The sequence below is a fragment of the Methylomusa anaerophila genome (assembly GCF_003966895.1).
Classification (GTDB): Bacteria; Bacillota; Negativicutes; order Sporomusales; family Sporomusaceae; genus Methylomusa; species Methylomusa anaerophila.
In genome coordinates, this window is sequence record NZ_AP018449.1 from 3671209 (window position 1) to 3697356 (window position 26148).

Genomic DNA, 26148 nt, shown 5'->3' on the forward strand with positions numbered 1-26148 from the left:
AGGAGAATAATAAAATTATAATGTGATACGGTGGGTGTAGCGACCCACGGCAGCAAGGACTACCTGTCCTTGCTGCCAGTTTTTTGAAGCTTAATCTGATCAGAATTAAGATCCCCGAGGAGGAGAAGAAATTGCAATCATGTCTGTCAGTGGTGGAACCTGTTTGCTTATTGCCGGGAAGAATCCGCGTCAGTGTGAGCGGGCTCTACCGTAACCCGGTTTTTGCGAAAGAACTGACTCGTCAGTTAAGTCAAACAGCCGGGGTGAAAATTGTCAGTGCCAGTCCTCTAACCGGCCGGACATTAGTTGTTTTTGATGAAAGCGCCATTTCTTTCCCGGCCATCAAACGTGAAATGGAAAAGATAGGTCGATTCTTTATTCCAATTCCGCCGCTGGCCCCGAAACAGCAGTGCGGTCATACGACCCAAGCAGCAGCAATGCCGACCGCAGACCGGGTGAAGAATATCGCCAAGGGGATTTTATCTGTGCCGGTAATCTATGCTGCTGCTACCGGTGGTGTACTGGCAGCTCTTATAGGCAAACGGGCACTCTTAGGTGTTTCGCCGTTGGCCCGGTCGCAAAAGATATTCAATCTTGCTGCGTTGACCACTATTGTGGCGGGATATCCGGTTTTAAAAGACGGACTGTCCCATTTGGCAAAGAAGAAGCAGATTAACTCGGATTTAATTATTTTTCTTGCCACCCTGATCTTGTTAGCTATGCGGGAAAGCCTAACCGGACTGTCAGTGCTTTGGATCGTGCATTTGAGTAATTTATTTCAGTATGTTATGCAAGCCAGGTCACGGGCTTCCATTGAGGCAATCTTGGCAGGAAAACAACAGTCGGCACGGGTATTCGTGAACGGTAAATCACGGCTTATTTCCGCTCAAAACGTAAAAGCAGGTGATGTCGTCGTCGTCCATTCCGGTGAAAGAATTTCTGTTGATGGGCGCGTCAGCGGCGGTAAAGCAACAGTGACTCAGGCCGCGGTTACCGGGGAGTATTATCCTGTCGCCAAACGGGTAGGAGACGACGTTTTTGCCGGGGCGATGGTAGAGGCGGGATCTATTAAAATACAAACTGAAAAAGCCGGTCAAGATACTGCAATTTATGATGTTATACGAATGGTTCAGCGTAGCGGTTCCCTGCGCGCCAGCGGATTATCAGGTGAAGTCTATTCGGCCAAAATCGTACCGTGGACAATTGCTATTGCAGTCGGCATTTTTTTATTAACAAGAGACTTTAATCGCAGCTTGGCCATATTGCTTGCCGGTTGTCCGGCCACAGTGGTATTAGCCAGACAGAGCGCTCTAGGCACTGCCGTTGCCCGTGCTGCCAGACATGGAATATTTGTCAAGGACGCGCGGCATTTAGAAACGGCAGGCTTAGCAGATACGGTACTTTTTGATAAAACCGGCACCTTGACCTCTGCTAAACCGCAAGTAGCTGAACTTGTACCATGTACGAAGACAATGTCGGCCGAAGATCTTTTGATTATGGCCGCCTCCGCTGAGAAAGCTACCAGTCATCCTTTGGCCCGCATGTTGGTTGAAGAGGCAAAAACCCGGAATTTATCATTACGTCCGGCAGATGAGAACCATTTGGTTGTTGGACGGGGAGTTCGCGCCACCATTGACGGCAAAGAAATTTTAGTAGGTAATGAGCAGTTTATGGTGGAAGAAAAAATTGATATGCGCCAAATAAAGGCCCGTGCTGCCCGGATGCGACATTTGGGCAATAGCGTTTTATACGTGGCGGTGGCAAGAAAACTAGCCGGCATTATCAGCATTTCCGATACAATTCGGGCCGAAAGCCGAGAAGCGGTTGAAAATTTAAGGGTAGTCGGAATTGAACAAATCGGTTTGTTGACCGGTGATACTATTCATTCGGCAGAGACAGTGGCAAAGCAATTGGGGCTATCGGAACATTGGAGTGGCATGCTGCCGGAAGATAAGGTAAACCTAGTCAAGGACATGAAGGCTAACGGACACAGAATCATGATGGTTGGTGACGGGGTCAATGATTCCCCGGCTATGGCGGCTGCGGATACCGGAGTGGCGTTAGGAGCAGGCGGTACAGATTGGGCAATTAAATCCGCCGGTATTGTTTTGTCAAGTGACGATCCGCGAAAAATTGCAGAAACAATTCAAATTAGTAATCACACCATGGAAATTATGAGGCAGAACATGTCCTTGGCGGTAGGTCTAAATGTAATCGGTATAGCGCTGGCTGTTTCCCGTTTTATTTCGCCTGTAACTGCCGCTATTTTGCAAAACATCAGTACGGTTGCTGTCATCTGCAATTCTGCCCGACTGCTATCAGGTTCCACCAAGTCATCCTTGGCTGAAGCAAAGGTTTTTCCAATAAAATCCCACTATAGCAGTAGCAAAATTAGCAAAATTAACAATGTCAACAATAGTAACAATAGTAACAATGTCAACAATGTTAACATTGTTACTGAAGATGCAAAAAATAAATCGCGGCGGTTTGAGAGTTCTCCGTCAGGTGCTATGACCACAAAGCAGATAGATTTGCAGCGTTTTGCCAACGACAAACCGGAAATGGCGGTAAGCAAGCATAAAAATAATCTGGTATATTTCCGCTCGAAATGTGATGCTGCTAATTATTTTCCCCTGGTGACCAATCAGGCGCAGGTTCACGACGATCATTGGCACTCTATGCCGTTAGAGTCGGTTTGTGAACGGTTTGAAACCTTACCCCGCATTGGTCTGACCGGAAATGAGAGTTCCCGTCGCCGGCAAATATACGGGACAAACTTGCTGGCGGAAGGGGAGAAAGAAAGTTTTTGGCAGTTATTTAAAAACCAGTTTAAGGATTTTATGGTACAAGTGCTGCTGGGGGCGGTAGGCATTTCCTTCTTCCTGGGTAAGGGTAAAGATGCGCTGCTGACGCTAGCTATCTTAATGGCCAACGCCTGGTTAGGGGCAGCGCAGGAAAAGCAGGCGGAAAAATCAATGGATGCACTGCAAAAAATGACGGCGCCTCAAGCCAGGGTTATAAGGGATGGTTGCATAACCAAAATCAACGCTCAAGATCTTGTCCCGGGAGATATTCTTGTTCTGGAAGCCGGGGACCGAATTCCGGCAGACGCCCGGCTTTTAACAACGATCCATTTTGAAGCGGAAGAAGCATCATTAACAGGTGAAACCGTATCAGCAAAGAAAAACTATAGATTCACAGGTCCGGCGGCATTAACTCTTGGCGATCGCAAAAATATGGTATACATGGGTACAAGTGTGTCTCGCGGCCGGGGAACAGCTGTTGTTGTTGCCACAGGCATGAATACTGAAATGGGTAAAATCGCTTCGTTAATTCAACAGCATAGTAATGAAGCTACTCCGCTTCAACGCCGGCTGGAAGAATTAGGACGATATCTGGTTTACGGCTGCCTGGCCGTTTCCGGTATTGTGTTCATCGCCGGATTAATGAGAGGACTGCCGCTAATACAGATGTTACAGACTGCTGCCAGTTTGGCAGTGGCCGCCATACCCGAAGGGCTTACAGCCATAGTGGTTATTGCCTTGGCTATGGGGGTTAAGCGTATGACCAAAAGGAATATTATTGTTCGCCAACTTTCCTCTATTGAGACATTGGGTTGTGCAAGTGTAATTTGCTCCGACAAGACGGGAACTTTAACTAAGAACGAAATGACAGTTCGCTCCATATATAGCGGCGGGCGGCAATGGCGTATAAGCGGTGAGGGATACGAACCGCAGGGAGAGTTTATTCAAAACGGGCAAACGGTTGATACTAACAGCATCACAGCCGATGAAAGTCTAGCCCGGACTCTCGTTGCCGGGGCTTTATGCAATAATGCGAAACTATGCCAGCAGGTCAAACACTCCCGCATCGTTTCCCTGGATGACCGTCGCGCCGGCGGCTGGAGTATGGCCGGTGATCCCACAGAAGGCGCGTTAGTGGTAGCCGCGGCTAAAGCGGGAATATGGTGCCATGACTTAGAAAAAATGTATAAAAGGGAAAAAGAGATACCATTTGAACCGGAACGGCGGATGATGTCTGTTGTTTGCTCAAAAATGGAAAAATCGGCAGAACTAGAAAAAGAAAGCAAAATATTATATACCAAAGGAGCGCCGGATACAGTGCTTTCGGCTTGTACCCACTACCTCCTGCCAGACGGGGACATTATTCCGCTGGGGGATGAAGAACGGGAAAGAATACTGCGAGCAAATGAGCAAATGACCGGCGAGGCTTTACGTGTACTGGCAACTGCTTTTCGCCCGTTTAGCTCAGATGCGGAGGATAACGTTGAAAACCTGGAACAAGGTTTAGTATTTTGTGGCCTCGTCGGGATGATTGACCCGCCGCGCCCGGAGGTTCTGCCGGCTATCGCCAAATGTCACCGGGCCGGCATTAAGGTCGTTATGATTACCGGTGATCATCCCAATACGGCCAAGGCCATTGCGAAAGAGCTGGGGATTTTTGACTCAGATAACAGGATTGTATTGGGACGCGAAATTGATCAGATGAGTGATGCCGAACTCGCGGCAGTAACCGGCAATGCCACAGTTTTTGCCCGTACATCGCCGCATCATAAATTAAAGATTGTGAAAGCTTTTAAAGATAAGGGATTCGTTGTTGCCATGACCGGTGACGGCGTTAATGACGCGCCGGCGGTAAAAGCGGCCGATATCGGCATTGCCATGGGTATAACCGGAACTGATGTCACCAAGGAAGCTGCAAGTATGACTCTTGCTGATGACAATTTTGCAACAATTGTCAAGGCAATAGAGGAAGGACGTTCCATATACGCCAACATACGTAAATCAATTCGTTACCTTGTAGCCACCAATGTGGGTGAGGTTGTTATGATGTTATTGGCAGTGCTCCTAGGGCTGCCGTTGCCGCTGTTACCCCTTCAGCTTTTATGGATAAATCTTGTAGGCGATGGGTTGCCTGCTGTTGCCCTTGTTAATGATCCGCCGTCTAAAGATATTATGAACCATCCCCCAAGAAGTGCGGATGATAGCGTTTTGGCCGGCGGCCTTGGCAGAAAGGTCCTGACAAGAGGAGTACTCATCGGTGTCGCCAGTTTAGGATTGTATGCGTGGAAGCTTATGAGCAGCGGTAATGTGACCGTTGCCCGCACAATGGTTTTAGCGCAGCTTGCTATCAGTCAGTTCATGCATATATTTGACTGCCGTATGGAAAAACAAGCGGGAAAGGTAGGCCTGTTAAGCAATTTGCCGCTTGTTGCCGCAGTTGCGCTATCCATGGCCATGGTTATCGGGGCTATTCACATTCCTGGACTTCAACCCATTTTCACAACTGTACCGCTTTATTGGACAGAGTGGTTGCTGGCTTTGGGAGTGGCCGCTTTCACATCATTGTTAGACATTGCCGCCGTGAGAATAACGGAAAAAGCTATACCAGATAGTTCCAAACCTATCGTCCCCTGTGTGCCGGCGCCAATGCCATCCGTATAATAAAAGAGCGTGATCTGTCCGATCACGCTCTTTTATTATAGCTGTAATTAGTATTACGCGAGTTTAATGCTCCGGATTAGGGTTTTCCAAATCTTCACCGCTGCCCGGTTCATGGTCTTCATCTTCGGTAAGGGATGAATACACTTGGGTTTCGGTGCGTTCTTTCGCTTCGGCGACAATGTCTTCAACTTCTTCTACAAAACGTGCTCCTGCCCCTCTGATCTGCTCAATGGTACCGATAACACCACTGGCAACTGCTACCGCTGCTGAACGGAGAAGGTTTCTCGTCGGCGGAAAGGTAAGAGCTAGCGCCGCTCCGGCCATAACAAGGGTGGCTGGATGACTTCTTTCAATCATGCGAGTGCCCCAGCGAAGTACATTCAAATTAACTCACCTCCATTATTGCGATATAGTATAGTGTTGTCTCAAGTTAAGGCAGGTATGTATTCTGTGACAGAAAAAGATTTCCAAAGTTTTGGCCGCAAAAATTATAGTTGCATTTTGCAGCTTCGGAGATACTAACAATAAGAAGTAATCCTAGGCGTCAACCGATAATTGGAATGGTTGCCGCTTTCTTCATACAATAGATAAGACAGAAAAAAATTAATGATTTGCTTCAGTAATAACAGTAATAACAGTAAATTTATATTACAGTAATTTCCTGTCGATTGTAGTCGAAAGCAGGATCTGGCAATGGCAGGTTGAATTATATATATATTTACTGTTAAATTCCGAATTCCAGGAGGAGAATCAGGTGGAGGAAAAAGTAACCGTAACATTTGGTAAAGGTGAGCAAAAGGAGTACAAAAAAGGAACTACTTTGTTAGAAATCAGCCATGATGCAGCAACTCAGTTTTCCACTCCCATCATGGCTGCTATAATGAATAATGATATCAAGGATCTTCAAAGTACCGTGGAGATGGATTCCCGGCTGGATTTCCTTGATTTGTGTACGGAAACGGGAATGAAGGTATACCAGCGTAGTTTGACCTTTTTACTTATTGTTGCTGCTCAGGAGTTATTTCCCGCCAGTGAAGTTGAAGTAACGGTGGAACATTCTCTTAGCAATGGTTTATATTGCGAGCTTCATCACGGCAGAGACATTACACCCGCCGACGTAAAGAATCTGGCAGGCCGCATGCGGGAAATTATCGCGGAGAACCGTCCGATTGTGAGGAAAAGCCTGTCCACAGCTGAAGCGATAGAGCTGTTTAATGCTGCCGGTCAGAAGGAGAAAGTAAAGCTGTTGGAGCAATTAGACCGGAAGAAAGTAAGCCTATATTATTGCGGCGAGATTTATGACTACTTTTATGGCACAATGACGCCAGCGACAGGGTATTTAGATGTTTTCGAATTAAAATACTATCAACCGGGTATTATTTTGCGTTTTCCCCAAAAGGATAACCCGTCGGTTTTGCCCAAATTCATTGAAAATCCGAAGTTGTTCAATGTTTTTCAGGAGGCTGAAGCGTGGGGAAATATTCTTCGCTGCGGCTATGTGGCAAATTTAAATGAATATATTATGGGCAAAAGAATTGATGAGATCATCAGGATAGCTGAAGCGTTACATGAGAAAAAAGTGGCTCAGATCGCTGATTTCGTCTCCAGCCATCGTAATGAAGTACGGGTAATATTGGTGGCAGGTCCGTCGTCATCCGGCAAAACAACTTTTGCCCAGCGGCTGAATATTCAGCTTCGGGTAAACGGGGTTTGGCCCGTTCCCATATCTCTTGATGACTATTTCCTGGACCGCTGTTATACCCCGCTGGATGAAAAAGGGGAATATGATTTTGAATCTATTGATGCCATCGACTTAGAACTGTTCAATGATCATCTGACACGTATTCTTGCCGGTGAAGAGGTGGAGCTTCCTTCCTTTAATTTTAAGACCGGCTGCCGGGAATACCTTGGTCATCGCATTCGCATCGACAAGGGGCAGCCGTTAATTGTCGAAGGCATTCACGGATTGAATGAGCGGCTTACCAGTGCGGTGCCCAGGCATTGCAAAATTAAAGTCTATATTAGCGCTCTGACTCAATTATCCATCGATAATCATAACCGGATTCCAACTACCGATACCCGCCTGATTCGGCGTATTGTGCGCGACAGCCAGTTCCGTTCCCATGACGCGCTTATGACGCTGAGATTGTGGCCGGGAGTGCGGCGCGGTGAAGAACGCAATATTTTCCCTTTCCAGGAAGAAGCCGACGTGATGTTTAACTCTGCCCTTATTTACGAATTGGCTGTTCTTAAAAAATACGCCGAACCGCTGTTAAACGAAGTAACTCCCGCTTATCCCGAATATATGGAGGCACAACGATTGCTAAGCTTTCTAAGCTATTTCAGTTCTATCAATGACGATGAGATCCCCCTGAATTCCATCCTGCGGGAATTTATCGGTAAATCCTGCTTTTTCTAAAGTGAGACAAAGTAAAAAAACCGCCACGCGGCCTTTGCATTCTTTGAAAAACCCCTGCCGGCAAAAATTCCGGCAGGGGTCTTTCAAAGTGATTTAGCGGTTGTTTTCAAAGAATTTGATGGCGACTTCCGGAAATAATCCGTAAGAAAGCACATCTTCCGCCGAAGCGTCAGGATAGCCTTTTTCAGCCAGTTCCTGGCGCAGTTTCGCCATTTGCGGCGGAATATTGTCTGCCGGTCGACAGGTAATAATGTCTTCATCGCCAATGCCAATGATGTTCTTTAGGAATTCCGGATCAATTGGCGCCGGTGTACGTCCGTATTTACCGCGAGCCAAGTCTTTGATTTCCCGGGGGACTACCTTGTAACGGCCCAGCATGACATTAAAAGCTGCCATCGAGCCGACGATCTGGCTGGTGGGAGTAACAAGCGGCGGATAACCCATTTCAGCCCGGACTTTAGGCATTTCCTCGATCACGTCAGGGAATTTGTCGGCCATTCCCTGCTCTTCCATTTGGTTAAGGAGGTTAGAAAGCATGCCGCCGGGAATTTGAAAAGAGAGAACTTTAGTATCGATGTCAATAGCAGTGTTTAGTTTAAATGTTTCGGCTAATTGCTTTTTTACTGTACGGAAATGATCAGCAACAGGGTAGAGCGCTTCTTTTTTAATTCCTGTATCTCTGTCGGTACCTTCCAGGGCAGCAATCAAGGCTTCGGTCGCAGGCTGGGATGATCCGATGGAAAAAGGCGATAGAGCACAGTCGATAATGTCTACACCTGCCTCAATGGCCTTCAAATAAGTCATGGATGCCATACCGCTGGTGTAGTGAGTGTGGAGTTGAATGGGTACGGTGATTTCAGTCTTTAACATTTTGACCAAATCGTAGGCGGCATAGGGATGCAAAAGTCCTGCCATGTCCTTAATACAAATGGAATCGACACCGAGGCTTACCAGATCCTTTGCTACTTTTAAAAAGCTGGTATTATCATGATAAGGGCTAATGGTATATACAAAAGCTCCTTGAACATGGGCGCCGGCTTCTTTAGCCGCTTGGGCCGAGACTTCCAGATTACGGACGTCATTTAAAGCGTCGAATATGCGTATAACACCTACACCGTTCGCGACTGAGCGTTTAACAAACTCCGTCACAACGTCATCGGCGTAATGATTGTATCCCAATACATTTTGGCCTCTTAACAGCATCTGAATGGGAGTTTTCCTTATATATTTTTTTAGCGTGCGCAGACGTTCCCAAGGGTCCTCATTTAAAAAACGGAGGCAGCTGTCAAAGGTGGCTCCGCCCCAAGCTTCGAGGGAAAAGAACCCCATATCGTCAAGCTGCTCTACAACAGGCAACATGTCGGAAGTACGCATTCTGGTAGCGGTCAGTGATTGATGACCATCACGTAAAACTGTTTCAGTAATTTTAACTGGATTTCGGCTTGCCATGGATATCCCCCTTTCACTTATTCACATAACAGTAAAGGACATATGGCTTTTATTGTAGTTTATCATCTATGACTTTGCCAATTAATTTTTTGTAAATATACTGTATACATGTGACTAAGCATATTATCCGGGCAGAACCAATGCCTTTGCATCAGCCGGGGATGTAGTAAGCTTGCGGGACAAAATGGCTGCCATGGGGTTCTCGCCGGTCATTGCCGGAATATTGCTGCCGTCCCCGTTTATTATGTTCACTCCTCCTAAGCGGGCCAGTACGGCATAAATATGAGGGTTTTCCACCGGAGTCTGGGCATGGGATAAGATGCTGTATTCATTTACGCAGCGGGTACCTTCCTCAGAAGGAATGATCCGGCCCGGCCCGCCGACACAGCCGCCTTTACAAGCCATGCCTTCGATAAAGTTGGCGTCGATTTTCCCTGCTTTAATTTCTGTAAGCAATTTTTGACAGTCAGGTATTCCGTCAACTTTAATGGCTTTAAGGCTTTGGGCGCGGCGCGGCACCAATTTAACCAGGGTGGCCGCCACTGCCGAGCTTACCCCGCCGGTTCTGCCATATAATCTTCCCCCCCAGGAGGCAGTGGCGTTTTCTTCATCCGTTTCATCGGCAGGGTTTATAGCCGCCGCCGCAAAAATGGTACTGAGTTCCTGGAATGTCAGTACATAGTCAATAGCTCCTTTTAAATCGGGTAACAAGGCTTCCGATTTTTTGGCCACACAGGGGCCGATAAATACCACTTTTGCTTCCGGCTCTAAGGTTTTAATTACCCGCCCGGAGGCAATCATGGGCGAAACTGAAGGCGATATATGAACGACCAGCTCCGGGAATTTATTTTCCACCAGTTTGATCCAGATGGGGCAGCAGCAACTTGTGATCATAAAATCCCTATCTGTCTTTACATGGTCATTAAATTCAAACGCTTCTTTAATTGTTACCAGATCTGCATATAACGCCGTTTCAACCATATCGGTAAAACCTAGTTTTAACAGAGCGGTACGGAGTTTGCCGGGAGTTGTTCCCGGGCCAAACTGACCGGCGAAAGCGGGAGCTACCGATGCATAAACAGGGTGAGTATGCTGTTTAAGAAGATTAATCAGGGGAACAAATTGAGATTTCTGGGCAAGGGCGCCAAATTCACACACGCCGATACAGGTACCGTCGCCGAGACACCGGGTGTGGTCGATTTTTAGCCGGCCCGTTTCATCATGACTGATGGCTCCTACAGGACAATGCTGTTCACAGGCACGCGGTTCAAGGCATAACCTGCAGGCGTCAGGATTGGCGACAACAATAGGCTCGCTGCCCATACCCATGAGAGCTTCTTCGTCATAATCGTTTATTATTTCGTCAGAATCATGGGGACTTAGTCCCATAGCAATACGTATTTGGTTGGTCACATATTGCCTGGCGGTTTTATCTTCAAATTCAGCTTTGATCATACGGCAAATGTCTTCCTGGCGTTCAAACAGTTTTCCTTCCCAGGCTGCTTTGGCTACTTGGAATAGAATACGCGGTCTAATATTTAATTTTAATGCGGGAGGGATATTTGACATACTGCCACCTGCTTTGCGAATTGTTTTCTTAAATAGGGAACGCATTAGGGAATTGAAACTATATCCGGGTATTAGGAACGCTTTGACGCTGGTTTCTTAACCTCAGCTTATCCTAATACCCGGATGTCAATTCTTTAATGCGACATATTATAGAAATATTTATTGGTGCTTGATTCATTTTTACTGTTGTATTTTACAGACTCTTTTGCTATTTATTGATTAAATGACAAGCAACATGGTGTTCATTTTGTGATATGAGTTGAGGAATTTCCTCGGAGCATTTCGGCATAACGTAACGGCAGCGAGTGCGGAATTTACACCCGCTTGGCGGGTTTATCGGGCTGGGAACGTCGCCCTCCAGGATGATACGTTTACGGTCCAGTTCGACCGCCGGGTCCGGGATGGGAATGGCAGAGAGCAGGGCCTGGGTATAAGGGTGCTGCGGTTTTTTATAGAGCTCGTCGCAGTCGGCCAGTTCTACCAGGGAGCCGAGGTACATAACAGCAACCCGGCGGCTGATGTGTTTGACCATTGACAGATCGTGAGCGATAAAAAGATAGGTCAAACCAAACTGTTCTTGCAATTCCTGCAGCAGGTTGACTACCTGCGCCTGGATAGAAACGTCCAAGGCCGAAATGGGTTCATCACAGACGATAAATTCGGGATCAACGGCCAAAGCGCGGGCAATACCGATACGCTGCCGCTGACCGCCGCTGAATTCATGGGGGAAACGGCTGGCGTGTTCCGGGTTAAGACCTACTTTTTTCAGCAGGTGATAAATGCGATCCATTCTTGCGCCGCCCGTTGCCAGTCCGTGGATGTCAATTGGTTCACCGACAATATCGCCAACAGTCATTCGCGGGTTTAATGACGCGTAGGGATCTTGGAAAATCATCTGAATCCTGCGGCGCATGGCTAAAGGGTTTGAGCCGCGAATTGCGGCGTGAACGTTGCCCCCGTTAAACAGCACCTGGCCGGAAGTGGGAGAGTAGAGCCCTGCCACCGTACGGCCAATGGTCGATTTGCCGCACCCGGTCTCACCCACCAGGCCAAGGGTTTCACCTTTTATTACTTGAAAGGATATGCTTTCAACCGCTTTTACGTAAGATTCCGCTTTGCCGAAAAGGGAGCGTTTGGCAACAAAATATTTGGTCAGGTTTTGTACATCGAGCAAAACTTTACTCATGCCGGTTCACCCTCCTTAAACAGGCTGGCAGGAGTATAGGGTGAGCTTTCATTGACCAGCCAGCAGCGGCAAGTGTGAGCTGGCCCAATAGCAGCCAGCTCCGGCGGTTGCTTACATATCTCCATGGCGAAGCGGCAACGCGGCATAAAGGCGCAGCCCGGCGGCGGCGCCAAAAGGTCTGGCGGTTGACCGGCAATCGACTCCAGACAGCTTTTTTTCACATCAAGGCGCGGTACCGAGCGGAGCAAGCTCCAGGTGTACGGATGCTGCGGGTTGGCATAAAGTTCTTTCAGCGGCGCCATTTCCACTATTTTACCGGCGTACATGACCATAACCCGGTGACAGATGCCTGCCACCACGCCAAGATCATGAGTAATAAGGATAATGGAAGTAGCCAATTGGCGGTTAAGATTTTTCATCAGGTCCATAATCTGGGCCTGTATGGTAACGTCAAGAGCGGTTGTGGGTTCGTCGGCAATAAGGACTTTGGGATTGCAGGCGAGAGCCATGGCAATCATAACCCGTTGCCGCATACCGCCGCTCATTTGGTGGGGGTACTGGGAAATCCGGGATTCAGGGGCGGGAATGCCCACCAGCCGCAGCATATCCACCGCTTTTGCCAGCGCCTGTTTTTTGCTCATTTTTTGATGAAGCATGAAGGTTTCTCCCAGCTGAAGACCTACAGTCAGCACCGGGTTTAATGAAGTCATGGGATCCTGGAAGATCATGCTGATATCATTGCCACGGATGGACCGCAACTCTTTTTCCGCCATTTTTGCGATATCTTTGCCCTTGAACATAATTCGGCCGCCGGCTATTTCGCCCGGAGGCGAGGGGATTAGACCCATCAGGGAACTGGCCGTAACGCTTTTGCCGCAGCCCGACTCGCCGACAATGCCAAGCACTTCACCTTTTCCCAAGGTAAAGCTCACATCATTGACGGCCTGCACTTTCCCGGCATAGGTGTTAAATACTACTTTCAAGTTTTCAACAGATAAGACTGCTTCCATAATTTACGCCTCCTTGTATCTATTTAAGTTATCAAATGCCACGAACTGCTTGGAAATCGTCAGATACCCCGTTGCATATGAAAAAAACTTATTGCAATGAAATTTGCTGATTACGGTTCGATTATCATAGTCAGATCGCCGAGGCGCGACGACGATTCTGATTTCGTTAACTAAGTATAATAGTTTGCACGGGGCCCGGAACGGAGGCGTACTGGTGGTCCGCACAGGCTACTTAGAAAAAGGCTAACTAGGCCAGAACGGTTGGAGATATTTTAATCCTACGCAAGACCGCCAAAAGTTCTTAAAAATTCGGCAGGAGTATAAACTGCAAAATACTCTTTAATTTCATCGGTATGAAAATCATAGTCGCCAGTTACAAGTGCGTCAGGCTCAGCTAAAATAGCAGATATCAAAATTGGGATATCTTTTTTATCTCTTATGTGTGGCACAGGAAATGTTAATGGGTTCTCTGGAGTGTATACTAATTCAAATTCGAGTAAAGACAGAAACCGTTCCCATTCTGCGAATTTGTTGGGAAACCGTTTTTTAATAACGTGAGAAACTTCAGAGATAGTGTAACTGCAAATGAGTAAATTGTGTTCTTCTACAACTAATAGCAATAGTTTTCTGGATAACGATTCTGTTGAATGCATAGCTGAAATTAAAATATTGGAATCCACGAAAACACGAAGCCCGTTACTCTTTTCGCCCATTCCACATTTCCTCCCGGACCTGCTCCAAGTCATCGAGTAGTTCTTTTTCCGTAATTCCTTTAGCTTGGACTTCCTTACTCATAGAGTCAAGAAACTCACGCAAGGCAATTGCACTAGACTTAATTATGATAATTTTACCAGTCTCATCTTCAATAAAAGCAACTTTATCACCTTCAGCCAGATTTAACCGCTCACGGATCGCCTTCGGGATGGTGATTTGGCCTTTTGATGTTATTCTTGAAACTTCAATATTCATAGTCCGCAACCTCCTTACTTTCCTTACTTATAATATATCAAAAAACTTACTTAAAAGTAAAGTTCCGATACTCACCATTTTAGGAACTTTACTCGGGAGGAAAATATGTGAAGCGAAATTGGGGTTTGGAGGAACTGATAGAACATTTTACATTGCTGTGAATAGTTATGCCTCTTACTTGCGCATGCGCGGGTCAAGCGCGTCGCGTAATCCATCCCCCAGGAAGTTGAAGGACAGCATGGTAATACTGATTGCCAAAGCCGGGAAAAGAAGCTGGAAAGGGTAGGAGCGTAAACTGGTAACACCCTCGGAGGCGAGTACACCCCAACTGGCCATGGGAGCAGATACCCCCAAGCCGATGAAGCTTAGGAAGGCTTCGGTGAATATCGCCTCGGGAATGGCCAGCGTCGCTGTAACAATAATCGGTCCCATGCTGTTGGGAATGAGATGCCTTAAGATAATACGCCAGGAGTCAGCGCCAATGAGTCGGGCAGCTAATATATATTCCAATTCTTTCAGGGCCAGTATTTGTCCCCGGACAATACGGGCCATCCCTAACCAGTAAACAAAACCAAGGGCGATAAAAATATTAGTTAAACCCGGTTCCATTACGACCATTAACAGTATTACATAGAGAAGGAGCGGGATTCCGTAAAGAACATCGATAATCCTCATCATGACACTGTCCACGCGACCGCCAAAAAAGCCGGAAATTCCACCATATAGGACGCCAATGGTAAAGTTGAGTATGCTGGCAACAATGCCGATGGAAAGAGAGATCCGGGCACCGTACAGTACGCGGGTGAACAGATCGCGGCCAAGATTGTCAGTACCAAACCAGTGCTCGGCTGACGGTGTCTGGTTGGCAAATTGAAGTTTTTGGTCAGAGTAACTATATTTTGAAAACAATGGTCCGAATAAGGCTAGCAGAGTGATCAGGAGGATCATAACCATACCGGCCATCGCCATTTTATTCTCTTTTAGCCGGCGCCAGGCATCCTGCCAGTATGTGGTGCTGGGGCGGGCAATATCATAGGATGTATCATGGGTAAAATCAATGCGACGGAATAATTCAGGGTTTGGCGCCATACTCAGTTTTCCTCCTTATTGTCTAATTTAATTCTTGGATCAAGGAACATATAAGCAATGTCAACCAAGAAATTGAGGAAGACCAGCAGGGCACTGTAAAACACCGTTATTCCTAAAATTACAGTGTAGTCACGGTTGTAAATGCTTGTTACAAAATGCCTTCCCAGACCGGGTATGGCAAAGATTGTTTCGATGACAAAGCTACCGGTAAAAATCATTGCGATTTGCGGCCCAAGGTAAGTAACGACCGGGATGAGGGTATTCTTGAGAGCGTGGCGGTAGACGACCAGGAATGCGGAAAGCCCTTTAGCCCGGGCAGTGCGAATGTAATCTTGTGACATAACTTCCAGCATTGTTGAACGTACCAAGCGGGCAACAAAAGCAGTTGATAAGCCAGCCAAAGAACAGGCCGGCAGAATCATATATTCAAATCCTCCCCACATTGCGGCGGGAAGAAGCTCCAGTTTCAGGGCAAATACATATATAAAGAGCGTGGCTAATATGAAGTTTGGCACCGAGACGCCAATAGTAGCCAGGAACATAGTGGCATAATCCGGCCAGCGGTTTTGGAACAAAGCGGCAAGGATTCCCGCCGGAATGCCGGCAATTAGTGCGATGGCTACAGTCAGCGCACCTAATTCGGCGGAAACTGGAAAACCTTCAGCAATAATTTGATTGACTGTACGGTTTTCGTATTTAAAAGAAGGTCCCAAGTCGCCTTGCATGATGTTGGTAAGATAGTCGGTGTATTGCTTCCACAAAGGATCATTCAGATGATAACGTTCGTTAATGTTTTTTAAAACTGCTTCAGGTAATGTACGCTCTGCCGTAAACGGACCGCCCGGGATAGAATGCATGAGAATGAATGTAGCGGTAATGATTACTAACAAAACTACCAGCATGGAAACAAATCTGTTAATGGTATACTGCAGCAAAAATAATCACTCCTTGACTTAAGAAGAGGGTACGCCATTGGCGTGCCCCCTTTTTGGCATTACTCCAGATAGGCTTCTTTTAAGTAAGTGGTATGAGTTATGGAGCGGATAACTCCTTTGACGTTCGGCTTTACAACCGCCGGGAAGGTGTAGAAGTAGATTGGCGCCAGGACTGCTTCGTCCATCAATAGTTTTTCAGCATCATGCATGGCTTTCATGCGTATGGTCTGGTCGTTCGTCGATTGAGCCAGTTTAACCAGCTTGTCATATTCAGGATTTTTGTACTGCGGATCATTGTTGCCGCTGCCAATAATAAACAGGTCCAGGAAGGTCATGGGATCCGGATAGTCGCCAATCCAGCCATGCCGGGCAATTTGGTAGTTGCCGGTTTGCCGGTTGTTAATGAATACTTTCCACTCTTGGTTGGAAAGGGTTACGTTGATACCCAGGTTTTTCTTCCACATTTCCTGAATGGCTTCAGCAATAGCTTTATGGCGGTCGTCAGTATTATAAATCACAGTGAGAACAGGAAATCCTTTTCCATCAGGGTAACCGGCTTCAGCCAATAGTTTCTTGGCTGTTTCAACGTCATATTTTACGAAGTCTCCTCCTACCTTGCGGAAATCTTCGCCCGGTTTGGCATCAGTCAGTCCGGGGGGAATCCAAGCCGTAGCCGCTATTTCTTCAGTTTTGGTAATATTCTTTACAATAGCATCACGGTCAATAGCCAGCGACAACGCTTTACGCACTTTGGGATTGTCAGTGGGAGCGGCGTTGTTGTTAAAGCTGTAGTAGTAGGTTCCCAGGTAGGGGAAGACTTGCAGTTTGTTTTCTTGCTTTAAACGAGGGACTTCCGCGGCAGGTGGATACGGTTGATCAATGAAGTCAACCTGACCGTTTTCAAACATGGAAAGAGCAGTGGCAGCATTGTCAGTTATGATAAGATCCAGTTTTTCCATTTTGACTTTCCCAATATCCCAGTAATTTTCATTTTTTACTAATTCAATCTTGGAATTGTGTGTCCAGTTGGCAATTTTGAAAGGACCGTTACCAATAAGAGTATTAACATCGGAGGCCCATTTTTCATTGGCGGAAACTATCTTTTTATTAACCGGATAGTAGGTATGGAAGGTGGTTAAGGAAAGAAAATAGGGAGTAGGAGCTTCCAATGTAACTTCAAGGGTTTTGTCGTCAAGTGCTTTTACGCCTACTTGATCGGCAGTCGCCTTGCCTGTGTTATAAGCTTCGCCGTTTTTGAGATAATACAATTGAATGGCATATTTGCTGGCAAATTCAGGCCGTAAGGTTTCTTTCCAAGCGTATTCAAAATCATGGGCCGTTACAGGATCGCCGTTAGACCACTTGGCATTTTGGCGAATGTAGAATTTGTATTTAAGCCCGTCCGGGGAAATTTCCCAACGCTCGGCAGCAGCCGGGACAGGGATTTCTTTGCTGTCCAGAGCAGCCAGGCCTTCAAAGATTTGGGATTCAACAGTGGATTCCGGGGTACCGGTGGATTTGCGGGGGTCCAGGGTTTCCGGCTCGGAGCCTATACAAAAACGGAGATATTTAGCGTCCGGTTTCCCGGTTGTGGTTCTGCCGCAACCGGCCAGAAGTGATGCAAACATTAACACAACCAGCATCACCAAACATAGTTTTTTCCAGGACATAAAATCACCTCTCTATTAAATTTCTAAATTTCTTTTGGAAATATTCGTGCTCGTTACCTGTTTTCCTGCATACACCGGGAGAACAGCCGGATAAATATTCAGATATTTATAACAATAACAGCTTATCCTGCGACGTATATAATTCAAAATGAGGTGAATCCATGCAAGAAAAAGTATGTCCTTTATGCAATGCCCTGCAGGCTGTGACTGAAATTTGCCCCAATTGCGGTGAAAACATGGTGGACGGAGGCGGGATTAACGACTATGTCGGGCCGTATAGTCCTTATATGGACAGTCTCCACATGCCTTTGCAAAATGAAGGGTATTGTCTTCATCTGCTGTTTTGTCCCGCATGTAAGTACGATACTCTCATGGCGTTTGCCCTGATAACCGTCTGAAAATGGCTCACACAAATACAACCGGGGATAAACGGATAAACAAAGCGGATTGGGTAAATAATAAAAAAAATTGCGAGGAGTGATATGAATGTCAAATCCACTAGTTAAATGTACAGTCGATCAGTGCACCCACTATATGCCGGGAGATCAGTGCGTGGCCGCGAAGATAAGTGTATATAACGATGAGATGAAAAGCAATTCCAGGATGAAGGAAGAAACCTTGTGCAAGTCTTTTCACCCCAGAAAGACCATGGGAGATATGTTAGGCGCGTTCCATAACGCCAACGTCGGCGGCACAGTGTCGGCGGCATTTGTGGATGGAACACAACTCACGCCGGCTGTAGAATGTTTTGTAAATCCGTGTAAATACTGGCAGCACGGCAATTATTGCAATGCCGAACATATTCACGTTGCCGGACTCAACGCATCCAAAACTGCAGATACGGACTGTGAAACCTTTGAAGCGAAGTAGCTCTTAGCAAAGCAGAGAGCCGGGGGAAACCCCGGCTCTCTGCTTTTCAGGCTGTTGAAAAACTTCGCCTAGCGTCGTTGCTCCTCAGAACCCTTGCTTGCGTACCTCCGAAGTACGCGGCGCGGCGGGTTCTTCCGGTGCGCCTAGTGGTCTGTAAACTTTAATTCTATAGTGTTCTTGCGAGATCTTTTCCGTCCTGCTTTGTTGTCGTCGGCTTACATATTCCCGATATGCGCGCCTCCTCCGCCTCGCAGGGCGAAAAACCTCTCGCAATTCATTCTATAGTTTTAGAGTTTACAGACCACTAGCTATGCTCGTTTTTGAACAGCCTGAGTTTTTTAGTGCTTTTGCGGGTCTTTCTTGCAACCACAGTCACAGTCAGGGCTGTGTTGGTCCTGGATTTCAATGCAGTCTAAACTGGCTTTAACCTGAGCTTTAATATGATCAATATACAAACGCCTTAAATGCGACTGTTCGGTACGTTCCTCTTCCGTCAAACAGCTTTCACGGCTTTTGCGCGCCAATTCGTTAATTCTGGCGATTACTTCCGGCGTGATCATCCTCTATACCTCGCTTTCACTTTTATAAGGCTGCCTGCTTTAATTAGCTTATAGACATAGTACCAAACTATAAACAGATATTCAAATTCATCTTTGATAATAAAAGCCGGTTTTTTGATATTTCCCGAGCATGAAAATCGCGAAACTATGCAATTTTAGGATCTTTCTAATTGCAGAATTTCTTAAAAAACTATCGGTAAAACTAAATCTGTATTTCTACCCATAAAATTGCTTCATTTTTTCAATTGAATGGTATAATTGTAAGTAATAAATAGTTTTGCGGCAGATTGCTGGTGAATTTCTCAATATGTAGTCATAGTTGAACATGGGGAGGTTCTTAAATTGAATAAGAAATGGTCAATTATTATCGGTTCTATTATTCTGATTAGTATCTTCATTACTGGGGTTTTTGCCGACAGTCCAATAAAGCTTATTGTTAACGGCCAAGAAATCAAACCGGATGCTGCACCGCAAATCATTAATGGCAATACGATGGTTCCTATCAGCTGGGTAGCGAAAGCATTGGGCGCTGATGTTAAGTGGGATAAGCAAAACAATGCTGTTAATATAACCAGACCATATTTTGTTTCTAACCAAGCGGAAGCTGAGGCCAAATTATATCCCTTTCAAAATATAAATGGAATGTATAGAGGCTTTATTTTAGAGGTTAAAGGGGAACGTAAATATTTTGCTTGGGAAAATGTTACCAACCCTACCTATGCTCCCGAACTTCTTTTCGCTGATATTAACCAAGATAGTGAAAAAGAATTGATTATACTCTTAACTACTGGAACAGGAACAGGAGTTCATAAAGAAGACATTCATGTAATAAACCCTGGTATGCTTACAGAGATTGCTGTAGAAAGTCCGGCTGATATTGTTAAACAGAATATAAATACTAAGATGCAAAGTGATGGCGACAACATGGTCATACAAATCATAACGGGCGGTAAAGAAACAACGATTATTAAAGAAAAAGAATATAGCTGCAGTTGGTTCAATAATGTAGCTTTTGGTAGTATTTGTCATTATGAAGTGATTAATAATAAATTGATAGTCAGAATTCCGGCACAAGTGTCTCCAGGGAGTTTTGTTGGGGAAATTCAAGCTACGTATATTTTTGAAAACGGTAAATACAGGGCGAACACCATTAATTTTACAAAAACTGATTATTAACTCCTTTGCTCAGATAGACCAGTTTTCCGAAACGAATATTGCTGTCGTTTTAACCGTCAGTTTCAAGGACAATTTAATCGTCTACTCGCTTGTTGCTTTTCTACTCTCCAATTACCTATTCTGAGCCAACGGCATAATCACTTTACAAAATATAATAAGGAAATCAGGAAGCCTGCCTCAGGCAAGCTTCCTGATTTCCTTATTATATTATCTCGTGTTCTGGTCGTTCTTCCAAGATTGTTGCCGTAATAATTTTTTGCTGCTGCGACGTCAACAACGAGAGCGCTTCCTGGAGGAATACCGAATCCTCTGTTTCTACAGAGATATCATTGGTAGCTGCTACGCCATCAATCATCTCCATCGTCTCACCTTCAGTACTTCGACTAAGAAAGTCGTTAAGGATAAGTAGCTCATGCTCTCGCAAACGCTTGTATTTCTTTGCCAGTCTGATGGTTTCGTGATACAGGCCAGTTACAAACCAAGCCATTATCCGGGCATCTTCAGGGTCATTATCATAGGTGTCAGGTATAAGGAATCATCATTGCTCACCTCCTTTCTGTCCATTTCGCCCTCTACTATATAAAGAGAAAATAGGGGGCCGTTTTAATAACCCCCTATTTTAAAAAAATTGTAATTATTGAGGTACTTCTCTTTAGCTCAGCACAAATAAGAAATTATTCCAAAATCAAAAAACTGCTTTAAAAAAAAAGCTAGGTCCTTTGAAAACAAAGGCTCCTTGCCGTTTTAAAGAATGTAGCATATAGGAGAAAGAATAAGGCCGAATTCCAGGTCTTTCTTGTTTATTTCTCCTCCGCCGGATTGGTTGAGAAACCTCTCTCCAGTTTGCCTTTTTTCCCCATGGTACTTGGCTGGTAACGGTGAATTGCTTCCACTATCCATGTCACCAGATCAGAACAGGCTTCATCGTAACCCAATTGGCGGCTATATTTCCTCACAAGAGGACTAAGACGGAAAACCAGTTGGGCTGTAGCTTCGGTATTACCGTTTTGGGCTTGAATGATCAGTTCCTTTAATTTTGGCTTATGCTTCAATCTTCTCACATCCTTAACAAAAACTGTTACTATAGATATTGCCTAAAATATGGAACTGACTAAGGACATACACACTTCCCTGCAAAATCACTAAATAAAAGTTCAATAAGAGTAAAAAAATCCTTCTTAAAAATGGAATCAAAACCATATTTTACAATTATTTAAGCTAATTTTCAGAGAAAAGAAAAATAGAAAGCTAAACTATACCCAGGCGGGAGACTTTCCGGTGAATCATGGAGTAAAAACAATTTAACTTACTTTTATGCGCTCTTAATATTGCTCTTAATTTTATTGATACAAAAAGATTTGATGTAAAATTGTGACCCAAGGACCACCTCTCACATATAGTTGGTATAGACGGATGAAATCAGAGCTTATGTGAGGTTGAAAAATATATGTATGATTTGGTCATAATTGGCGGAGGTCCTGCAGGTATGACGGCTGCTGTTTATGCCGCCCGCAAGCGTATGAATGCCGTATTGGTGACAAAGGAAGTCGGCGGCCAGGTCATGTGGACAATGGACATTGAAAACTACATGGGTTATCAGTTTATTACCGGACCTGAGCTAATAGCAAAGTTCGAGGAGCAGGTCCGGCAATTTCCGTTAAAAATTAAATATGAAGAAGTGAACAGACTAATCGTGAAGGATGACGGCACTTTTACCGTAGTGAGCGCCGAAAGGGAATATCATAGCAAAACGGTAATCATTGCCTCAGGCAAGCGCCCTAAAAGGCTGGGAGTGCCGGGAGAAGAGGAGTTTGCCGGGCGGGGGGTCAGTTATTGCGCCACTTGCGACGGACCTTTGTTTGCAGGCAAAAATGTTGCCGTCATAGGTGGAGGGAACTCGGCGCTGCAGGCGGCAATCGAATTAAGTCAAGTTGCCGACAAAGTATATCTTGTTGCCAGAAATAATTATAATGCCGATCCCATCGTAGTCGAAAAACTAAAAAAGAGCAATAACATTGTTGAACTTTCGGGTGATACCAAGGGTATTCAGGGTTCCCAGTCAGTGGAAAAGCTGATAATTGCAAGTTTAGACAGCAGGGAAGAAACAGATTTGCCGGTACAAGGGGTTTTTGTAGAAATCGGACTGATGCCTAACTCCGAATATTGTGACGGCGTTGTCAAATTGAATGACGGTGGGGAGATTGTTACCGATTGCCGCACACGGACTAAAATACCGGGCCTATTTGCTGCCGGCGACGTGACGAACGGCCCGGACAAACAAATCGTAATTGCCGCCGGCGATGGCGCCAAAGCCGCCCTGGTTGCTTATGAATATCTGTTGCATAAACGACCCCATTGCGGATAATGTCAATCAGTACTATTTTGTTAATGTAAACTGGTGCATAAGCAGGTAATTAAATAAACGAAGCGAATAATGCATAATTGGGCCAAAATATGACATTGATAATACTTGTTACTTGTGCACCAGCCTGTTGTTTTTTTACCTGGATTGTGAAGTGTCACCATAGAATCCGGTATTTTTGAATATTGTACTTTGGTTGGACATGCACCGGTATTATTAAACAGTATAAGAAGACCTGCCGGCCCATTTGACATTACCTTGATCGGGATGGGGGTGCTTACACTTAAGATTTATTAATTTAGATTGAAAAGGACGTGTTAATAGGTGGACAATACAAAAATTCGTTATGATGTTGAGCAAAAAGTTGCTCTAATGGAAGCGCTGCCGCTTAGCTTTCAGCATTTATTTGCTATGTTTGGCGCGACCGTGTTAGTCCCGTTCTTATTTAAAGTAAATCCTGCGACCTCTTTGTTAATGAATGGTATAGGCACGTTAATATATCTTACTGTTTGCAGAGGCCGGATACCTGCCTATTTAGGGTCAAGTTTTGCTTTTATCTCTCCTGTATTCGCCATCCTGGCCATTCCCAGCCTGGGCGGGTATTCGGCCGCCCAAGGAGGGTTCATTGCCTTTGGACTTTTTTTTATTGTAATATCCCAAATTATCCGGATAGCCGGCACCGACTGGCTGGACATTATTTTTCCGCCGGCGGCCATGGGCGCCATTGTCGCCATCATCGGCCTGGAATTAGCCCCTGTTGCCACTGAAATGGCAGGATTGACGGGCAAGATGGTTGAGCAGCTTCACATACCTTACGCTACTGCTGTAACAGTATCGATGTTTACTTTGGGAGTAACAATCTTGGGTTCAATGCTGTTCCGCGGTTTTTTAGCGGCAATTCCGGTTCTTATCGGCGTTATCGCCGGCTATATTTTATCCTTGTTCATGGGGATAGTCGATATAACAGGCATTATTAAGGCTCCCTGGTTTGAAGTACCTACATTGTACGCACCAACCCTTAATATCGACGCCATATTAATGATTTTTCCGGCAATGCTGGTTGTACTCGCTGAACACATTGGGCATTTAGTCGTGACAGGGAACATCGTTGATAAGGATTTACTCAAGGAACCGGGTTTACACCGTTCGCTGCTGGGAGACGGTATTTCCAATATGCTGTCAGGATTGGTTGGCGCCACTCCTAACACAACCTATGGGGAAAATATTGGCGTCATGGCGATTACAAAAGTATTCAGCGTCTGGGTGATCGGCGGTGCTGCGGCAATTGCTATACTGGTCTCTTTTGTTGGCAAATTCGCGGCGTTGATCCGCAGCATACCTGTTCCGGTAATGGGCGGGATTTGTATTCTGCTGTTTGGCGTTATTGCTGCTGCCGGCATCAGAATGTTAATTGAAAAGAAGGTTGATTACACTAAGTCTCGTAACCTGATTTTGACTTCCGTGGTACTCATCAGCGGCATTAGCGGCACCGCAGTGAAATTCGGCACCGTCGAACTCAAGGGAATGGCATTAGGAACAATTGTTGCGATTATCATCAGTATTGTATTTGAAATTTTCACTAGAATAGGTGTTACCAACGACCGTGATAATAATTAAGAAGCCCGCTAAAGCGGGTATTCTCGACCTGGTTATACTTGGGTTAGATAACAGGTACACAAGTTTTATTAGCGTTAAAAATACTGGAGTGTGATGATGGATGAAAGTTGTGATAACTATTGTCGGACAGGACCGAGTCGGGATTATTGCTACAGTAAGCCAAATATTAGCCAATAACAATATAAACATATTGAATATCAACCAAAATATACTGGAAGGTTTTTTTAACATGGTGATGCTGGCTGATATGTCTCAGGCCGCTATCAGCTTGAAAGACCTTGGGCAAACATTACGGGAAAAAGGTGAGGCTATGGGACTTGAGATTAAGGTTCAGCACGAAGATATTTTCCGGGTCATGCATAGGGTCTAAGCCATACTGCCAATCAGTGAGGATGGTTCAAAAGAAGGGAGAATCGCATTTGTGTTTACCATACAGGACGTCTTTGAAACCAATCGCATGATTGAGGAAAACAAGCTGGATATACGCACGATAACCTTGGGCATAAGCCTGAGAGATTGCGGCAATCCCGATACTAAAATATTTTGCCGCAATATATATGATAAAATTACCCGTGTCGCCGAACGTTTGGTGCAAACCGGTGAAGATATTGAAACCGAGTATGGCATACCTATCATTAATAAACGGATTTCGGTAACGCCAATTGCAATTGCTGCTGAAAGCTGTCGTACCGACAGCTTCGTTGAGGTAGCCGAAGCTTTGGACGCCGCTGCCAAAAATGTAGGTGTAAACTTTATTGGCGGATTTTCGGCCTTAGTGGAAAAAGGCTATACTAACGGGGATAAAGTATTGATAGGCTCCATTCCTGAGGCTCTAGCCCGTACGGAACGTGTCTGTTCCTCAATTAATCTAGCCTCAACCAAAGCCGGTATTAACATGGATTGCGTCAGGGAAATGGGTGAGGTGATCAAGCGGACGGCTGAACTTACCAAGGACCGTGACGCATTAGGCTGTGCCAAGCTGGTTGTGTTTGCCAATGTACCGGAAGACAACCCGTTTATGGCCGGGGCCTTCCATGGTGTGGGCGAACCGGAGACAACAATTAATGTCGGCGTAAGCGGCCCCGGGGTAGTCAAACGGGCCCTTGAGGATGTAAAAGGCTGTGACTTTGGAACGGTTGCTGAAATCATAAAACGGACAGCCTTTAAAATTACCCGGGTTGGTCAGTTAGTTGCGCAGGAAGCATCGCGACGGCTTGGGCATCCTTTCGGTATTATCGACTTGTCACTAGCTCCGACTCCTGCCGTAGGTGACAGCGTTGCCTACATTCTCGAGGAAATGGGGATTGAAAGCTGCGGCGCGCCGGGAACTACAGCCGCGCTGGCAATGTTAAATGATGCGGTAAAGAAAGGCGGCCTTATGGCCTCTTCTCATGTTGGCGGCCTTAGCGGAGCGTTCATTCCAGTCAGCGAAGATGCAGGCATGATCGCAGCCGCGGCAAGAGGCAGCCTTACGTTGGAAAAATTAGAGGCCATGACTTGTGTTTGCTCCGTCGGATTGGATATGATTGCTATTCCCGGCGATACTTCGGCGGCGACAATTTCGGCAATTATAGCTGATGAAGCAGCTATCGGCATGATTAATAACAAAACGACCGCTGTGCGGATAATTCCGGTGCCGGGTAAATCAGTCGGCGACAACGTAGAATTCGGCGGCCTTTTGGGATACTGTCCGATTATGGCTGTCAGCCCCTTTAAATCTGACCAATTTATTGCCCGGGGTGGGAGGATTCCGGCGCCGGTGCGGAGTCTGACCAACTAGATTGAAGACAAACAAGATACAA

22 protein-coding genes are annotated in these 26148 nt (G+C 45.7%); 9 read left to right on the forward strand and 13 right to left on the reverse strand.

Going from position 1 to position 26148, the window contains the following annotated elements:
• The first annotated feature begins 131 nt into the window (after window positions 1–131).
• Window positions 132–5465, forward strand: coding sequence for a heavy metal translocating P-type ATPase (locus MAMMFC1_RS16475; RefSeq protein ID WP_126309584.1), 5334 nt, complete (start codon window positions 132–134; stop codon window positions 5463–5465).
• 63 nt (window positions 5466–5528) lie between these two features.
• Here MAMMFC1_RS16475 and MAMMFC1_RS16480 read toward each other — a convergent pair whose 3' ends face one another.
• Entirely contained in the window at window positions 5529–5849 is a 321-nt protein-coding gene (locus MAMMFC1_RS16480; protein WP_126309585.1) for a hypothetical protein, read from the reverse strand.
• A 484-nt stretch (window positions 5850–6333) separates the two neighbouring features.
• Between MAMMFC1_RS16480 and MAMMFC1_RS16485 the strand changes: the two genes are divergently transcribed.
• Entirely contained in the window at window positions 6334–7884 is a 1551-nt protein-coding gene (locus tag MAMMFC1_RS16485; protein ID WP_416338595.1) for a nucleoside kinase, read from the forward strand.
• A gap of 93 nt (window positions 7885–7977) precedes the next feature.
• On the opposite strand, the gene MAMMFC1_RS16490 is transcribed toward MAMMFC1_RS16485, so the two are convergent.
• From MAMMFC1_RS16490 to MAMMFC1_RS16530, 9 genes are all read right to left on the reverse strand, one after another.
• Window positions 7978–9333 (reverse strand): pyruvate carboxylase subunit B, encoded by a 1356-nt coding sequence (locus tag MAMMFC1_RS16490; RefSeq protein ID WP_126309587.1) that lies wholly within the window; start codon window positions 9331–9333, stop codon window positions 7978–7980.
• Window positions 9334–9456: 123 nt separating this feature from the next.
• Window positions 9457–10902, reverse strand: a complete 1446-nt coding sequence (locus MAMMFC1_RS16495) for a [Fe-Fe] hydrogenase large subunit C-terminal domain-containing protein (protein ID WP_126309588.1) — start codon at window positions 10900–10902, stop codon at window positions 9457–9459.
• 208 nt (window positions 10903–11110) lie between these two features.
• Window positions 11111–12088, reverse strand: a complete 978-nt coding sequence (locus MAMMFC1_RS16500) for an ABC transporter ATP-binding protein (protein ID WP_126309589.1) — start codon at window positions 12086–12088, stop codon at window positions 11111–11113.
• Entirely contained in the window at window positions 12085–13098 is a 1014-nt protein-coding gene (locus MAMMFC1_RS16505) for an ABC transporter ATP-binding protein (RefSeq protein WP_126309590.1), read from the reverse strand. Before MAMMFC1_RS16505 ends, MAMMFC1_RS16500 begins: the two co-directional genes overlap by 4 nt.
• A gap of 278 nt (window positions 13099–13376) precedes the next feature.
• Window positions 13377–13811 (reverse strand): putative toxin-antitoxin system toxin component, PIN family, encoded by a 435-nt coding sequence (locus MAMMFC1_RS16510; protein ID WP_126309591.1) that lies wholly within the window; start codon window positions 13809–13811, stop codon window positions 13377–13379.
• Complete coding sequence (locus MAMMFC1_RS16515) at window positions 13795–14067, reverse strand: AbrB/MazE/SpoVT family DNA-binding domain-containing protein (protein WP_197723846.1); 273 nt, start codon at window positions 14065–14067, stop codon at window positions 13795–13797. Before MAMMFC1_RS16515 ends, MAMMFC1_RS16510 begins: the two co-directional genes overlap by 17 nt.
• Before the next feature lie 174 nt (window positions 14068–14241).
• The gene (locus MAMMFC1_RS16520; RefSeq protein WP_126309592.1) at window positions 14242–15156 is read right to left on the reverse strand and encodes an ABC transporter permease; all 915 of its coding nucleotides are present in this window, start codon (window positions 15154–15156) and stop codon (window positions 14242–14244) included.
• 2 nt (window positions 15157–15158) lie between these two features.
• Window positions 15159–16091: an ABC transporter permease gene (locus tag MAMMFC1_RS16525; protein ID WP_126309593.1), complete on the reverse strand. Its 933-nt coding sequence runs from the start codon at window positions 16089–16091 to the stop codon at window positions 15159–15161.
• Between the two features lie 59 nt (window positions 16092–16150).
• A complete protein-coding gene (locus MAMMFC1_RS16530; RefSeq protein WP_126309594.1) occupies window positions 16151–17761 on the reverse strand; it encodes a peptide ABC transporter substrate-binding protein in 1611 nt (536 codons plus the stop codon).
• Between the two features lie 161 nt (window positions 17762–17922).
• Between MAMMFC1_RS16530 and MAMMFC1_RS16535 the strand changes: the two genes are divergently transcribed.
• The gene (locus tag MAMMFC1_RS16535; RefSeq protein ID WP_126309595.1) at window positions 17923–18159 is read left to right on the forward strand and encodes a hypothetical protein; all 237 of its coding nucleotides are present in this window, start codon (window positions 17923–17925) and stop codon (window positions 18157–18159) included.
• Window positions 18160–18247: 88 nt separating this feature from the next.
• On the forward strand, window positions 18248–18631 hold the full coding sequence (locus tag MAMMFC1_RS16540) for a DUF1540 domain-containing protein (RefSeq protein ID WP_126309596.1): 384 nt from the start codon (window positions 18248–18250) through the stop codon (window positions 18629–18631).
• Between the two features lie 338 nt (window positions 18632–18969).
• Here MAMMFC1_RS16540 and MAMMFC1_RS16545 read toward each other — a convergent pair whose 3' ends face one another.
• Window positions 18970–19191 (reverse strand): DUF896 domain-containing protein, encoded by a 222-nt coding sequence (locus MAMMFC1_RS16545; RefSeq protein WP_126309597.1) that lies wholly within the window; start codon window positions 19189–19191, stop codon window positions 18970–18972.
• Window positions 19192–19533: 342 nt separating this feature from the next.
• Between MAMMFC1_RS16545 and MAMMFC1_RS16550 the strand changes: the two genes are divergently transcribed.
• On the forward strand, window positions 19534–20367 hold the full coding sequence (locus tag MAMMFC1_RS16550) for a copper amine oxidase N-terminal domain-containing protein (protein ID WP_126309598.1): 834 nt from the start codon (window positions 19534–19536) through the stop codon (window positions 20365–20367).
• Window positions 20368–20569: 202 nt separating this feature from the next.
• On the opposite strand, the gene MAMMFC1_RS16555 is transcribed toward MAMMFC1_RS16550, so the two are convergent.
• The gene (locus MAMMFC1_RS16555) at window positions 20570–20854 is read right to left on the reverse strand and encodes a sigma-70 family RNA polymerase sigma factor (RefSeq protein WP_126309599.1); all 285 of its coding nucleotides are present in this window, start codon (window positions 20852–20854) and stop codon (window positions 20570–20572) included.
• 313 nt (window positions 20855–21167) lie between these two features.
• Window positions 21168–21419: a helix-turn-helix domain-containing protein gene (locus MAMMFC1_RS16560; protein ID WP_126309600.1), complete on the reverse strand. Its 252-nt coding sequence runs from the start codon at window positions 21417–21419 to the stop codon at window positions 21168–21170.
• A gap of 395 nt (window positions 21420–21814) precedes the next feature.
• Between MAMMFC1_RS16560 and MAMMFC1_RS16565 the strand changes: the two genes are divergently transcribed.
• The 4 genes from MAMMFC1_RS16565 to MAMMFC1_RS16580 all read left to right on the forward strand — a co-directional run bounded on the left by MAMMFC1_RS16565 (window position 21815) and on the right by MAMMFC1_RS16580 (window position 26126).
• Window positions 21815–22732: an NAD(P)/FAD-dependent oxidoreductase gene (locus MAMMFC1_RS16565; protein WP_126309601.1), complete on the forward strand. Its 918-nt coding sequence runs from the start codon at window positions 21815–21817 to the stop codon at window positions 22730–22732.
• A 321-nt stretch (window positions 22733–23053) separates the two neighbouring features.
• Window positions 23054–24346, forward strand: coding sequence for a uracil permease (gene uraA / locus MAMMFC1_RS16570; RefSeq protein WP_269471846.1), 1293 nt, complete (start codon window positions 23054–23056; stop codon window positions 24344–24346).
• 100 nt (window positions 24347–24446) lie between these two features.
• Complete coding sequence (locus MAMMFC1_RS16575) at window positions 24447–24716, forward strand: ACT domain-containing protein (protein ID WP_126309602.1); 270 nt, start codon at window positions 24447–24449, stop codon at window positions 24714–24716.
• Window positions 24717–24767: 51 nt separating this feature from the next.
• A complete protein-coding gene (locus MAMMFC1_RS16580; RefSeq protein ID WP_126309603.1) occupies window positions 24768–26126 on the forward strand; it encodes a PFL family protein in 1359 nt (452 codons plus the stop codon).
• Window positions 26127–26148: the final 22 nt, after the last annotated feature.

Coding starts and splice junctions, on each gene's coding strand:
- MAMMFC1_RS16530 (WP_126309594.1), bottom strand. CDS start 17,761: ATGTCCTGGAAAAAACTATGTTTGGTGATGCTGGTTGTGTTAATGTTT.
- MAMMFC1_RS16485 (WP_416338595.1), top strand. CDS start 6,334: ATGGCTGCTATAATGAATAATGATATCAAGGATCTTCAAAGTACCGTG.
- MAMMFC1_RS16520 (WP_126309592.1), bottom strand. CDS start 15,156: ATGGCGCCAAACCCTGAATTATTCCGTCGCATTGATTTTACCCATGAT.
- MAMMFC1_RS16535 (WP_126309595.1), top strand. CDS start 17,923: ATGCAAGAAAAAGTATGTCCTTTATGCAATGCCCTGCAGGCTGTGACT.
- MAMMFC1_RS16500 (WP_126309589.1), bottom strand. CDS start 12,088: ATGAGTAAAGTTTTGCTCGATGTACAAAACCTGACCAAATATTTTGTT.
- MAMMFC1_RS16565 (WP_126309601.1), top strand. CDS start 21,815: ATGTATGATTTGGTCATAATTGGCGGAGGTCCTGCAGGTATGACGGCT.
- MAMMFC1_RS16515 (WP_197723846.1), bottom strand. CDS start 14,067: ATGAATATTGAAGTTTCAAGAATAACATCAAAAGGCCAAATCACCATC.
- MAMMFC1_RS16505 (WP_126309590.1), bottom strand. CDS start 13,098: ATGGAAGCAGTCTTATCTGTTGAAAACTTGAAAGTAGTATTTAACACC.
- MAMMFC1_RS16555 (WP_126309599.1), bottom strand. CDS start 20,854: ATGGCTTGGTTTGTAACTGGCCTGTATCACGAAACCATCAGACTGGCA.
- MAMMFC1_RS16545 (WP_126309597.1), bottom strand. CDS start 19,191: ATGATCACGCCGGAAGTAATCGCCAGAATTAACGAATTGGCGCGCAAA.
- MAMMFC1_RS16540 (WP_126309596.1), top strand. CDS start 18,248: ATGTCAAATCCACTAGTTAAATGTACAGTCGATCAGTGCACCCACTAT.
- MAMMFC1_RS16510 (WP_126309591.1), bottom strand. CDS start 13,811: ATGGGCGAAAAGAGTAACGGGCTTCGTGTTTTCGTGGATTCCAATATT.
- MAMMFC1_RS16575 (WP_126309602.1), top strand. CDS start 24,447: ATGAAAGTTGTGATAACTATTGTCGGACAGGACCGAGTCGGGATTATT.
- MAMMFC1_RS16490 (WP_126309587.1), bottom strand. CDS start 9,333: ATGGCAAGCCGAAATCCAGTTAAAATTACTGAAACAGTTTTACGTGAT.
- MAMMFC1_RS16495 (WP_126309588.1), bottom strand. CDS start 10,902: ATGTCAAATATCCCTCCCGCATTAAAATTAAATATTAGACCGCGTATT.